This window comes from Burkholderia pseudomultivorans, assembly GCF_902499075.1.
GTDB classification, from domain to species: domain Bacteria; phylum Pseudomonadota; class Gammaproteobacteria; order Burkholderiales; family Burkholderiaceae; genus Burkholderia; species Burkholderia pseudomultivorans.
On record NZ_CABVPP010000010.1, the window covers coordinates 138908 to 151194 of the forward strand.

Here is a 12287-nt window from a genome sequence, read left to right on the forward strand (position 1 = left end):
TTTAAGAACCGGCGGTAACACCGCTTCGTCACGCCTTTTCGGGTCCGGCTGCGCCGTTTCGGCGCGACCGGCGCCCGCGTTATACTCCTGCACATGCCCCTATCCCAGTTGGAAAGCCGGCTGCGCTACGAATTTCGCAATGCGGAATTATTGCGCCAGGCTTTGACCCATCGTAGTCACAGTGCCACGCACAACGAACGGCTCGAGTTTCTCGGCGATTCCGTTCTGAATTGCGCGGTGGCCGCGCTTTTGTTCCAGCGTTTCAGCAAGCTGGACGAAGGCGACCTGTCGCGCGTGCGCGCCAACCTCGTCAAACAGCAGTCGCTGTACGAAATTGCTCAGGCCCTGAATATTTCGGAAGGCCTGCGGCTGGGCGAGGGCGAACTGCGCAGCGGCGGCTTCCGCCGCCCGTCGATCCTCGCGGACGCGTTCGAAGCCATCATCGGGGCAGTATTCCTCGATGGCGGCTTCGAAGCCGCCCAGGGGGTCATCAAGCGGCTCTATATCCCGATTCTCGACCACATCGATCCGCGCACGCTCGGCAAGGACGCGAAGACGCTGCTGCAGGAGTACCTGCAGGGGCACAAGATCGCGCTGCCGACCTACACGGTCGTCGCGACGCATGGTGCGGCGCACAATCAGCAGTTCGAGGTCGAATGCACGGTGCCGAAACTCGACGTGAAGGTGTCGGGTTCCGGCGCGAGCCGGCGTGCGGCCGAGCAGGCCGCCGCGAAGAAGGCGCTCGACGAGGTGATGGCGGCCGCGCCGATGCTGGCGGCCAAGCCGAAGCGCTCGAAGAATGCGCGGGCGGCGAAGCATGCGGAGCCGGAAATCGTGCCGGGCGTGAAGGGCGTGCAGGAGGCGCTCGACCTGCGCTCGCCGGAGCGCAAGGAACGCGCGGCGGCGCGCGAGGCCAAGGCGGCGCAGGCGGCCCAGGCCGCGACCGGCAGTGCGGCGGAGCCGGCCGACCGGTCGGCCCAGGCACCGGTGGCCGCGATTCGCGCGGCGCACGTCGAAACGACGGCCGACAAGGCCGAGCGGGCGGCGAAACCGGCGGCCGACAAGCCGGCGGCGACCGACAAACCCGCGACCGACAAACCGGCCGATCGCGGCGACGCCGCGCCGCGCACGACCGACAAGGCGTCGGGTCATGCGACCGATCCGGCGGCTTCGTCCGCCGATGCGGGCCCGCGCAGCACCGACAAATCCGCTGCCGACCCCGCTTCGCGCGCGGCGCCGCGCGTGCTCGATGTCGCCGCCGCCGGCCCCGATACGTCGCCGGGTGCGGCCAGTGTCGTGGGCGCGCGGGCGCGCGCCGCCGATGCCGACCACTGAATCGCCCATCGATCGTGCCGCGCGCCGCGCGGCCGGTTCCGAACCTGTCTCCCAATCGATATGAACGCTCCCGCTCCCACTGGTTTCCGCTGCGGCATGATCGCGATCGTGGGCCGTCCGAACGTCGGCAAGTCGACGCTGATGAACGCGCTTGTCGGCCAGAAGATCAGCATCACGTCGCGCAAGGCGCAGACGACCCGCCATCGCATCACCGGCATCAACACGACCGACGACGCGCAATTCATCTTCGTCGACACGCCGGGCTTCCAGACCCGTCACAGTACCGCGCTGAACCGCTCGCTGAACCGCGCGGTCACGTCGACGCTGACCTCGGTCGACGCGATCCTGTTCGTGATCGAAGCCGGCCGTTTCGGCCCCGACGATCAGAAGGTGCTCGACTTGATCCCGCCCGGCACACCGACGCTGCTGATCGCGAACAAGCTCGATCGCGTCAGCGACAAGGACACGCTGTTCCCGTTCATGCAGCAGATGAGCACGCTGCGCGAGTTCGCGGAGATCGTGCCGCTGTCGGCCAAGCAGCCGGAGGACATCAAGCGCCTGCTGGAGACGATCAAGCCGTACCTGCCGGAAGGCGAGCCGATCTACGGCGAGGACGACCTGACCGATCGCAGCTCGCGCTTTCTCGCCGCCGAGATCCTGCGCGAGAAGGTATTCCGCTGGACCGGCGACGAGCTGCCTTACACGAGCACGGTCGTGATCGACAAGTTCGAGGAGGAGGGGCGCCTGAAGCGCATCTTCGCGACGATCCTCGTCGAGCGCGACATGCACAAGGCGATGGTGATCGGCAAGAAGGGCGCGAAGCTCAAGCAGATCAGCACCGAGGCGCGGATGGACATGGAAAAGCTGTTCGACGGCCCCGTGTACCTCGAGACCTTCGTGAAGGTGAAGAGCGGCTGGGCCGACAACGAGGCGGGGCTGCGCGCCTATGGGTACGAATGACGCGCTGACGTCGACCGAAGATGCGGTGACCGCGGGCGCGAACGACGCGCCGCTGCCGGCGCCGCCCGAACCGCCGCGCAAGAAGGCGCGGCGTGCGACGTCCCGCACGTCCGATTTCCGCGTCGCCGAGCAGCCGGCGTTCGTGCTGCACAGCTATCCGTATCGCGAGACGAGCCTGATCATCGACGTGCTGACGCGCGATCACGGCCGGCTTGCGCTCGTCGCGAAGGGCGCGAAGCGTCCGCACTCCGCGCTGCGCGGCGTGCTGCAGACTTTCCAGCCGCTGCTGCTGTCGTGGTCCGGCAAGTCCGAAGTGCGCACGCTGACGGGCGCCGAGTGGGTCGGCGGGATGCTGCCGCTCGGCGGCGACGCGCTGCTGTGCGGTTTCTACGCGAACGAGTTGCTCGTGAAGTTCTGCGCGCGCGAGGATCCGCAGCCGCCGCTGTTCAATCACTACGTGCTGACGCTCACGCGCCTCGCCCACGGCGAACCCGCGGTGCAGGTGCTGCGCTCGTTCGAGCGCGTGCTGCTGCGCGAGACCGGCTATGCGATGGCGCTGAACCGCACGGTCGCGCGCCGCGCGGTCGAGCCCGAGCGCCGCTACGTGTTCGACCCCGAGCGCGGCGTGCGCAATGCGGACGACGACGTGCCGTCGCACTGGCCGGTGATTTCCGGGCAGACGTTGCTCGACATGGAGCAGGACGATTACCATCGAGCCCAGACGGTCGCGCAGAGCAAGACGCTGATGCGCTTCCTGCTGAACACCTATCTCGGCGGTACGCCGCTCGCCACGCGACAGATCCTGATCGACCTGCAAAACCTATGAGCTTCTTCCTGACTACGCCGACCGCCATCGACCTCGGCGTGAACATCGACCACGTCGCGACGCTGCGCAACGCGCGCGGCACGACCTATCCCGATCCGATCCGCGCGGCGCTGGCCGCCGAAGAGGCGGGTGCCGACGCGATCACGCTGCACCTGCGCGAGGACCGCCGCCACATCGTCGACGCGGACGTGCGCAAGCTGCGCCCGCTGCTGAAGACCCGGATGAACCTCGAATGCGCGGTGACGGCCGAGATGCTCGACATCGCATGCGAAGTGCGTCCGCACGACGCGTGCCTCGTGCCGGAGAAGCGCGAGGAGCTGACAACCGAAGGCGGCCTCGACGTCGCGGGACGCTTCGAGGCCGTGCGCGCCGCATGCCGGCAGCTGGCCGATGCGGGCGTGCGCGTGTCGCTGTTCATCGACCCGGACGAGACCCAGATTCGCGCGGCGCACGAAGCCGGCGCGCCGGTGATCGAGTTGCATACGGGGCGCTACGCCGACGCGCACGACCAAGCCGAACAGCAGCGCGAATACGAGCGCATCGTCGCGGGCGTGCAGGCCGGCGCGCAGCTTGGCCTGAAGGTCAACGCAGGCCACGGGCTGCATTACACGAACGTGCAGCAGATCGCCGCGATCGACGGCATCGTCGAGCTGAACATCGGCCACGCGATCGTCGCGCACGCGATCTTCGCGGGCTGGGACAACGCGGTGCGCGAGATGAAGGCGATCATGGTCGCGGCGCGCGTCGCCGCGCTGCACGGCGGCGCGCGCTGAAGATGAACGCGCTGCGCGCACGGGTTGTCGGCCGTTCGTCGGACGGGCGTGGCTGACATGGCGATCTACGGTATCGGCACCGACATCGTCCAGGTGAGCCGCATCGCGGCCGTGCTCGAACGCACGGGCGACCGCTTCGCCGAGAAGGTGCTCGGCGCCGACGAACTGCGCGTGTTCCGCGCGCGCCGCGCCCGCTCGGAAGCACGCGGCATTGCGTTTCTCGCGACGCGTTTTTCCGCGAAGGAAGCGTTCTCGAAGGCGATCGGCCTCGGCATGCACTGGCCGATGACGTGGCGCGCGTTGCAGACGCTGAACCGGCCGAGCGGCGAGCCCTACGTCGTCGCGTCGGGCGAGCTGGCCGACTGGCTGGCGGCGCGCGGCATCACCGCGCGCGTGACGGTCAGCGACGAGCGCGACTATGCGGTGTCGTTCGTGATTGCCGAGACCGATTCTCCCGCGGTGGATGCGCCGTCCGCGCCTGTTTCCCGAACCACTCCCTGACGGAATTCCCGATTCGATGAAAACGATTCCCGGCCCGGTCATGCTCGACGTCGTCGGCACGGCCCTGTCGCGCGACGATGCGCGGCGTCTCGCGCATCCGAACACCGGCGGCGTGATCCTGTTCGCGCGACACTTCCAGAACCGCGCGCAGCTCGCCGCATTGACCGATTCGATCCGCGCGGTGCGCGAGGACATCCTGATCGCCGTCGATCACGAAGGCGGGCGCGTGCAGCGGTTCCGTACCGACGGCTTCACGGTGCTGCCGGCGATGCGCCGGCTCGGCGAACTGTGGGATCGCGACGTGCTGCTGTCGATGCAGGTCGCGACCGCGGTCGGCTACATCCTCGCCGCCGAGCTGCGCGCGTGCGGGATCGACATGAGCTTCACGCCCGTGCTCGATCTCGACTACGGCCATTCGAAGGTGGTCGGCGATCGCGCGTTTCATCGCGACCCGCGCGTCGTCACGCTGCTCGCGAAGAGCCTGAACCACGGGCTCGCGCTCGCCGGCATGGCGAACTGCGGCAAGCACTTTCCCGGGCACGGCTTCGCGGAAGCCGATTCGCACGTCGCGCTGCCGACCGACGACCGGCCGCTCGACGCGATCCTCAAGCAGGACGTCGCGCCGTACGACTGGCTGGGGCTGTCGCTGTCGGCCGTGATTCCGGCACACGTGATCTATACGCAGGTCGACTCGCGGCCGGCCGGCTTTTCGCGCGTGTGGCTGCAGGACATCCTGCGCGAGCGGCTCGGCTTCACCGGCGCGATCTTCAGCGACGACCTGTCGATGGAGGCCGCGCGCGAAGGCGGCACGCTGACGCAGGCCGCCGAGGCCGCGCTCGCCGCCGGCTGCGACATGGTGCTCGTCTGCAACCAGCCGGACGCGGCCGAGGTCGTGCTGAACGGGTTGAAGACGCAGCCGTCGGCCGAATCGGTGCGGCGCATCAAGCGCATGCGCGCGCGCGGCAAGCCGCTCAAGTGGGACAAGCTGATCGCGCAGCCCGAGTATCTGCGCGCGCAGGCGCTGCTGGCCAGCGCGCTGGCATAGCAGGCGAGCAGGGCGGCGCGGGCCGCGCTGCTTCGGTTCGCCGAAAGAAACGGAAAAGCCGCGCATTTGCGCGGCTTTTGCATGGAACGTACGCACGTGGCGATGCGATGCGCGGGGATCGTCTTGAACGCAACTAACGGTCCGTGCCGACCGCTGCCCCGAATCGCCCGTCGCCCGCTCAGTTCACCTTCATCCGCTGCAGCTTGTTGTACAGCGTCTTCGGGCTGATGCCGAGCAGCGTCGCGGCGCGATGGCGCGTGCCGCCGACCGCGTCGAGCGTCGCGCGGATCAGCAGATCCTCGACGTCGGACAGCGGCGTGCCGACCTTGATCTGCACGCTGCTGCCGTTCAGCGCGGCGCCGGCCGCGAAGCTCGCCTCGCCGGCCCGCAGCGTTTCGATGAAATCGCCGGACGCGTCGTATGCGAAGCGCACGCGTTCCTGCAATTCACGCACGTTGCCGGGCCATTCGTAGGACACGCATTCGCGCACGAAGCCCGGCGCGGCGCGCTTGTCGGTCGTGCTGCGGCCGGTCGCGCGCGCGTCGCGGTTCAGATCGTCGATCAGCGCGTCGGCGATCGCGAGCGCATCGCCGTCGCGCTCGCGCAGCGGCGGCATCGTGATCGAGGCCGCGTCCAGCCGCAGCCACAGATCCTCGCGCAGCGTGCCGTTCGCGACCGCCTCGCGTGCCGGGCGGCGCGTGCTCGCGATCAGCCGGAAGTCGCTCGCGATCGCGCTCGTGCCGCCGATCCGCATGAAATTCTGCGAGTCGAGCGCGTGCAGCAGCGCTTCCTGCAGCACCAGCGGCAACGAGGTGATTTCGTCGAGGAACAGCGTGCCGCCGCCGGCCTGCTCGAACAGGCCGGTCTCGCGCCGCTCGGCGCCGTCGAATGCGCCGCGCTCGTGGCCGAACAGCAGGCTGTCGAGCGATGCGCCTTGGCGGCCGGCCTGCGCGATCGTGCGGCAGTCGAACGACACGAACGGCCCTTTGCGACGGCGGCTCAGGTCGTGCAGCGTGCGGGCGGCGAGCTTCTTGCCGGTGCCGGCCTCGCCCGAGAACAGCACGGCCGTTTCGGTGCGCGCGTTGTGCTCGATCATGTCGTACACGTGCTGCATCGCCTCGCTGCGACCGACCAGCGCGCCGAAGCGGCCGAGGTGGCGCAGCGACGCGCGCAGCGCCTGCACTTCGTCGATCAGTTCGTACGGGCGCGGAATCCGCGCAAGCAGGCTGCGCAGCCGCGGAATGTTGATCGGTTTCAGCAGGTAGTCCCAGATGCCGTGACGCAGGCCTTCGATCGCGCTTTCGACCGTTGCATTGCCGGTCAGCACGATCACCGGCAGCGAACCGTTCGGCTGCTGCTGCGGCAGGTGCTGGAGCAGGTCGAACCCGCTGCCGTCCGGCAGGTTCAGGTCGACGAGGACGACGTCGGGAATCGAGCGGCCGAGCGCGTTGCGCGCCTCGGCGAGCGATGTGGCCGTGTCGACCGAGAAACCGTCTGCGGCGAGCAGCGCGGTGAGGCCGGACAGGCTGTTGGGATCGTCTTCGACAATCAGGGCGTGTGGCATGGTGGACGCGAGTCGGTTCAAGAGAGGCGGGCCGTCAATCCGCAGCCGCATTTCGAGATGAGATTAAAGACTGATTTTATGCCCCGCCGAACGCCTGACGCGCATTATTTCCTTCGCGCTATAAAACAGTTACCGATGATACAAATTGAATATCTTTACCGGTGGATTTTGTGCTGCATCTGTCCCCCGTCCGCGGTCGCTGTTGGCGACGGACAAACAAAAAGCGCCCCGAAGGGCGCTTTGTTCGATGCGGGCATCGCGGGCGCTTACGCGCGGCTGCGGTACTCGTGCGTGCGCGTGTCGATTTCGATCTTGTCGCCGGTGTTGCAGAACAGCGGCACTTGCAGCTCGAAGCCGGTGGCCAGCTTTGCGTTCTTCAGCACCTTGCCCGACGACGTGTCGCCCTTGACGGCCGGCTCGGTGTAGGTGATTTCGCGAACCAGGATCGTCGGCAGTTCGACCGAGATCGCCTTCTCGTTGTAGAACACGACTTCGCAAGCCATGCCGTCTTCGAGGTAGTTCAGCGCGTCGCCCATCATTTCCGCTTCGACTTCGTACTGGTTGTAGTCGGCGTCCATGAACACGTACATCGGGTCGGCGAAGTACGAGTACGTCACTTCCTTGCGGTCGAGCACGACGACGTCGAACTTGTCGTCGGCCTTGTAGACCGATTCCTGGCCTGCGTTGGTCAGCAGGTTCTTCATCTTCATCTTGACGACGGCGGCGTTACGGCCCGACTTGTTGTATTCCGTCTTCGAGATGACCCAGGCATCGCTGCCGATCTGCACGACGTTGCCTACGCGGAGTTCCTGTGCGGTCTTCATAAAAAAACTGTCCTGATCAAATCAAATAAATAGGTGCCTGAGCGTTGCACAACGGCTGACGGCGCAAGCGAGGGGTCCGGTGGGCGCCAAAAGCGAGCGCTTGCGTGGTCAGCCGTCGGATAACCGCTTATTTTAACTGAGATTTTGCGTATTCGGCCAGCTTTCCAGCGAGATCGCCGACGGCCGCGAGTTCGTCGGCCCAGCGGCCCGCATTCGCGTGCAGCGCCGCGCGATGCTGCCGGAAATCGGCCCAGTCGGGCGTGCCGACGCCGTTCCACGCATGCCAGAAGCGCTCGAGTGCCGTGCGCGGCGCGTCGGCGAGGCCGGCCGACAGGTGCGCGAGCGCGGCGTCGAGCTTCGGCAGGTGTGCATCGTCGGCCTGCGGGTAGATGTGCCACACGAACGGCTTGCGCGCCCATTGCGCGCGCACGAACGAATCCTCGCCGCGCACGAAGTTGACGTCGGCGACCCACAGCAGCGGATCGTAGTCGGCCTGCGGTACGAACGCGAGTCCGTGCGCGCTCAGGTTGCCGGCGCGCGCATGCGAACCTGCGCCGAACGACTCGACCCCGAAAAAGCGCGCGAGCGCCGGCGATACGCGGCCGGCCGGCACCAGCGCGACCACCGGCGACGCACCGTCGCGCCACTGCGCGAGCAGCGCGTCGACGGCCGGATTTTCGTATGCGAACAGGCTGATGACCGTCGTGCCGGGCGCCGGCGGCGCGCCGCCGGTCGCGCGCCGCCACCACGCGGCGCGGGCGTCGGCATCGGCTTCGAACGCGGTGCGGCGCGCGTCGAGGTCGCGCTCCTTCAGCACGCCGCCGGTACCGGCCGACAGGCCCGGGAAGAAAAACGTCTTCAGCAGCGGGTAGCGCGGATGCGGCGACGGCCGCAGATGGAAATCGGCGACCCAGTCCTCGGCGCTCAGGTATTCGAGGTTGATCCACACGGGACGGCGCGCGCGGCGCGCCATTGCCGCGAGATACGCGGCGGGCAGCTCGCACGCGAACGCCTCGATCACGACGTCGGCGATCTCGAGCGTGTCGCCGATCTCCGCGTGCCAGTGCTCGATCGCGATTCCGTCGAGCGTCTGTCGCGTCGCGTCGGGGTCGACACCCGGCAGCAGGCGCACGAAGGTGTGCAGGTCGTCGACAAACAGGCGCACCTGCCAGCCGTGCTCGTGCGCGAGCTGCCGCGCGAGGCGCCAGCACACGCCGATATCGCCGAAGTTGTCGATCACCGTGCAGAAGAGGTCGCAGGCGATCGGTTCGTTCGGCGCGAGCGGCGCCGGGGCAACGGGGGCAGGGACGGTGACGGACATCGAAGCGGCGCAGTGAATGCTCTAAACTGGCGATTCTAATGGACCCGTTCCGCGCCTGTCGGCGCCCGGATCACGCATGACATCCCCAGAAGCTTCCGACACCCCGTTCGAACCGAAGAAGATCCTCGCGCAACTGCCGCACATGCCGGGCGTCTACCGCTACTACGACGCGGCGGGCGCCGTGCTCTACGTGGGCAAGGCGCGCGACCTGAAAAAGCGCGTGTCGAGCTATTTCACGAAGACGCAGCTGTCGCCGCGCATCGCGATGATGGTCACGCGCATCGCGCGCATCGAGACCACCGTCACGCGTTCGGAGGCCGAGGCGCTGCTGCTCGAGAACAACCTGATCAAGGCGCTCGCGCCGCGCTACAACATCCTGTTTCGCGACGACAAGTCGTATCCATACCTGAAGCTCACCGCGCACCGTTTTCCGCGGATGGCCTACTACCGCGGCGCGGTCGACAAGCAGAACCAGTATTTCGGGCCGTTCCCGAGCGCATGGGCGGTGCGCGAGAGCATCCAGATCCTGCAGCGCGTGTTCCAGTTGCGCACCTGCGAGGATTCGGTCTTCAACAACCGCACGCGGCCGTGCCTGCTGCACCAGATCGGGCGCTGCACCGCGCCGTGCGTCGGCGCGATTTCCGAGGCCGATTACGAGGTCGACGTGTCGAACGCCGCGCGTTTCCTGCTTGGCCGGCAATCGGAGGTGATGAAGGAACTCGAGCAGAAGATGCATGCGTTCGCGGCCGAGCTGAAGTTCGAGCAGGCGGCGGCCGTGCGCAACCAGATGAGCTCGCTCGCGACCGTGCTGCACCAGCAGGCGATCGAGGTCGGCAGCGACAGCGATGTCGACATCCTGGCGGTCGTCGCGCAGGGCGGGCGCGTGTGCGTGAACCTCGCGATGGTGCGCGGCGGCCGGCATCTCGGCGACAAGGCGTATTTCCCGACGCATGTCGAGAGCGCGCTGACGCTCGCGGAAGGCGGTCTCGGCGACGAAGCCGAAGCGGCCGAGGCGGCTGACATCGCCGACGATGCGCTGCCCGATCGACTCGCGGAAGAAGCCGGCGGCGCGCGCGGCGCGGCCGCATCGGTCGAGGCCGAGGTGCTCGACGCGTTCATCGCACAGCACTACCTCGGCAACCGCGTGCCGCCGGTGCTCGTGGTCAGCCATGCGCCCGCGAGCCGCGACCTGCTCGAGCTGCTGTCCGAGCAGGCCGGCCACAAGGTGTCGCTGGTGCGGCAGCCGCAGGGGCAGCGCCGCGCATGGCTGTCGATGGCCGAACAGAATGCGCAGATCGCGCTCGCGCGGCTGCTGTCCGAGCAGGGCTCGCAGCAGGCGCGCACGCGCGCGCTGGCGGAGACGCTCGGCCTCGAATGCGACGATCTCGCGACGCTGCGCATCGAGTGTTTCGACATCAGCCACACGATGGGCGAGGCGACGCAGGCGTCGTGCGTCGTCTATCACCATCACAAGATGCAGTCGGGCGAGTACCGCCGCTACAACATCGCGGGCATCACGCCGGGCGACGACTACGCGGCGATGCGGCAGGTGCTGACGCGCCGCTACGAGAAGATGGTCGAGCAGGCCGCGCAGGCAGCGGCCGCGGACGACGCGGCCGGCATCGACGGCGAGTCGACGCGCCAGGCCGAGGCTTCGAGCCTGCTGCCGAACATCGTGCTGATCGACGGCGGCAAGGGTCAGGTCGAGATCGCGCGCCAGGTGTTTACCGAGCTCGGCCTCGACACGTCGATGCTGGTCGGCGTCGCGAAGGGCGAGGGGCGCAAGGTCGGCCTCGAGACGCTCGTGTTCGCGGACAGCCGCACGCCGCTCGAACTCGGCAAGGAAAGCGCCGCGCTGATGCTGGTCGCGCAGATTCGCGACGAGGCGCACCGCTTTGCGATTACCGGGATGCGCGCGAAGCGCGCGAAGGCGCGCCAGACCTCGCGGCTCGAGGAGCTGGAAGGGGTCGGCGCGAAGCGTCGCCAGCGGCTGCTGGCGCGCTTCGGCGGATTGCGCGGCGTCGTCGCGGCGAGCGTCGAGGAGCTTGCGAGCGTGGACGGCATTTCGCACGCGCTCGCCGAGCAGATCTACAAGCAGCTTCACTGATATGGCCGCGCGACCGGCCGCATTGCCCGCGTTCTTGTGGCGGGCCGGTCGACACGGCACAATTGCGAATCCTTTACTGTCCCGGATGCCATGCCGTTCAATTTCCCGATTTTCCTGACGTGGGTGCGGATCGTGCTGATTCCGCTCGTCGTCGGCGTGTTCTATCTGCCGGACACGGTGATGGGCGGCGCGCAGCGCAATATCGCGGCGGCGGCGATCTTCATCCTCGCCGCGCTGACCGATTGGTTCGACGGGTTCCTGGCCCGCAAGTGGAACCAGACCTCGTCGTTCGGCGCTTTTCTCGATCCGGTGGCCGACAAGTTGATGGTGACGGCCGCGCTGCTGATCCTCGTGCAGATTTCCCGCGTCGACGCGGCGATCGCGCTGGTGATCGTCGGCCGCGAGATCGCGATTTCGGCGCTGCGCGAATGGATGGCGCAGATCGGCGCATCGAAGAGCGTCGCGGTGAACCAGCTCGGCAAGTTCAAGACCGCATGCCAGATGGTCGCGATCCCGATGCTGCTGTACTTCGGGCCGCTGCCGCTCGGCTTCGCGACGATCGACACGCGCGTGTGGGGCGAGTGGCTGATGTATCTCGCCGCGGTGCTGACGATCTGGTCGATGCTCTACTACATGAAGCTCGCGTGGCCGCAGATTCGCGAGCGCGGCGGCGCGTCGTGATGCGCATGCAGCAGTCGCGGCGCGGAAGTTTTTTGGAAAAAGGGCGCGAAAAGCCCTTGACATACGAATGTGCCTTCGACATAATCTCGCTTCTCCGCTGCACGACGAAGCGAATGTAGCGGGGAAGCAGCAGTAGCGCAGTACGCATGCGGGAGTAGCTCAGTTGGTAGAGCGCAACCTTGCCAAGGTTGAGGTCGCGAGTTCGAGACTCGTCTCCCGCTCCAGATTTTTCTGGCAGCGTGTCGTACGGCAAAGCGCTGCACATGCAGGACAATGCAGGACAATGCGGGAGTAGCTCAGTTGGTAGAGCGCAACCTTGCCAAGGTTGAGGTCGCGAGTTCGAGACTCGT

Annotated in this window: 11 protein-coding genes and 1 tRNA gene; 9 read left to right on the forward strand and 3 right to left on the reverse strand. The window is 67.4% G+C overall.

Going from position 1 to position 12287, the window contains the following annotated elements; translation table 11 throughout:
• The first annotated feature begins 93 nt into the window (after nt 1–93).
• From rnc to nagZ, 6 genes are read left to right on the forward strand one after another with little or no spacing between them, the layout of a single operon-like run.
• A complete protein-coding gene (gene rnc / locus BST28156_RS10300; RefSeq protein WP_174902130.1) occupies nt 94–1335 on the forward strand; it encodes a ribonuclease III in 1242 nt (413 codons plus the stop codon).
• A 60-nt stretch (nt 1336–1395) separates the two neighbouring features.
• The gene (gene era / locus BST28156_RS10305) at nt 1396–2295 is read left to right on the forward strand and encodes a GTPase Era (RefSeq protein ID WP_174902131.1); all 900 of its coding nucleotides are present in this window, start codon (nt 1396–1398) and stop codon (nt 2293–2295) included.
• Nucleotides 2282–3121 (forward strand): DNA repair protein RecO, encoded by an 840-nt coding sequence (gene recO / locus BST28156_RS10310; protein WP_060241501.1) that lies wholly within the window; start codon nt 2282–2284, stop codon nt 3119–3121. The genes era and recO overlap by 14 nt, the downstream gene beginning before the upstream one ends.
• Nucleotides 3118–3894, forward strand: a complete 777-nt coding sequence (gene pdxJ, locus BST28156_RS10315; protein ID WP_174902132.1) for a pyridoxine 5'-phosphate synthase — start codon at nt 3118–3120, stop codon at nt 3892–3894. Before recO ends, pdxJ begins: the two co-directional genes overlap by 4 nt.
• Nucleotides 3895–3951: 57 nt before the next feature.
• Nucleotides 3952–4395, forward strand: coding sequence for a holo-ACP synthase (gene acpS / locus BST28156_RS10320; RefSeq protein ID WP_174902133.1), 444 nt, complete (start codon nt 3952–3954; stop codon nt 4393–4395).
• Between the two features lie 16 nt (nt 4396–4411).
• Nucleotides 4412–5440, forward strand: coding sequence for a beta-N-acetylhexosaminidase (nagZ, locus tag BST28156_RS10325; RefSeq protein ID WP_174902134.1), 1029 nt, complete (start codon nt 4412–4414; stop codon nt 5438–5440).
• A 178-nt stretch (nt 5441–5618) separates the two neighbouring features.
• Here nagZ and BST28156_RS10330 read toward each other — a convergent pair whose 3' ends face one another.
• The 3 genes from BST28156_RS10330 to earP form a co-directional block, all read right to left on the reverse strand.
• Nucleotides 5619–7004 (reverse strand): sigma-54-dependent transcriptional regulator, encoded by a 1386-nt coding sequence (locus tag BST28156_RS10330; protein ID WP_174902135.1) that lies wholly within the window; start codon nt 7002–7004, stop codon nt 5619–5621.
• Between the two features lie 266 nt (nt 7005–7270).
• Nucleotides 7271–7828, reverse strand: coding sequence for an elongation factor P (gene efp, locus BST28156_RS10335; protein WP_009691657.1), 558 nt, complete (start codon nt 7826–7828; stop codon nt 7271–7273).
• A 127-nt stretch (nt 7829–7955) separates the two neighbouring features.
• Complete coding sequence (earP, locus tag BST28156_RS10340) at nt 7956–9149, reverse strand: elongation factor P maturation arginine rhamnosyltransferase EarP (protein ID WP_174902136.1); 1194 nt, start codon at nt 9147–9149, stop codon at nt 7956–7958.
• 76 nt (nt 9150–9225) lie between these two features.
• Between earP and uvrC the strand changes: the two genes are divergently transcribed.
• The 3 genes from uvrC to BST28156_RS10355 all read left to right on the forward strand — a co-directional run bounded on the left by uvrC (nt 9226) and on the right by BST28156_RS10355 (nt 12161).
• On the forward strand, nt 9226–11256 hold the full coding sequence (gene uvrC / locus BST28156_RS10345; protein ID WP_174902137.1) for an excinuclease ABC subunit UvrC: 2031 nt from the start codon (nt 9226–9228) through the stop codon (nt 11254–11256).
• Between the two features lie 90 nt (nt 11257–11346).
• Entirely contained in the window at nt 11347–11937 is a 591-nt protein-coding gene (gene pgsA / locus BST28156_RS10350) for a CDP-diacylglycerol--glycerol-3-phosphate 3-phosphatidyltransferase (RefSeq protein WP_040126960.1), read from the forward strand.
• A gap of 148 nt (nt 11938–12085) precedes the next feature.
• A tRNA-Gly gene (locus BST28156_RS10355) sits at nt 12086–12161 on the forward strand.
• Nucleotides 12162–12287 lie beyond the last annotated feature (126 nt).